Annotated in this window: 1 pseudogene; it reads left to right on the forward strand. The window is 70.1% G+C overall.

Annotated elements, in window-relative coordinates:
* Positions 1 to 358 (forward strand): annotated as a pseudogene (locus tag BN1123_RS08695) (ABC transporter permease); the annotation flags it as partial.

Consider the following 358-nt stretch of genomic DNA (forward strand, 5'->3'; position numbering starts at 1 on the left):
TCCGGATCTTGGCTGGCGCGGCGTCACCGCCAGCGGCGCCCTGCTGCTGCTGGCCATCAGCCTGTTGCTGCTGGCGGCGCTGAGGCTGCTGGAGTGGGCCCATCAGAGGTATGCCAAGCAGATCTGGCTCGACGGACAGCGCCGCACATCGCGCCCCCTGGCGGCCAGGCTGACCGGCCTCTGTGTGGCCGCCATGTTTGCCATCAATCTGGCGGTGCTGGCGGCCCTGCTGCTCTGGTCGCTGGCGCGGCGCTGGTCCTTCCCGGATCTGTGGCCAAGCCAGTGGAGCGGCCAGCACTGGCTGGTGCTGCTGCCGGACCTGATGCCCCTGCTCGTCGACAGTGCCCTGCTGGCCCTG

The organism is Aeromonas enteropelogenes (assembly GCF_000819845.1).
Lineage (GTDB): Bacteria > Pseudomonadota > Gammaproteobacteria > Enterobacterales > Aeromonadaceae > Aeromonas > Aeromonas enteropelogenes.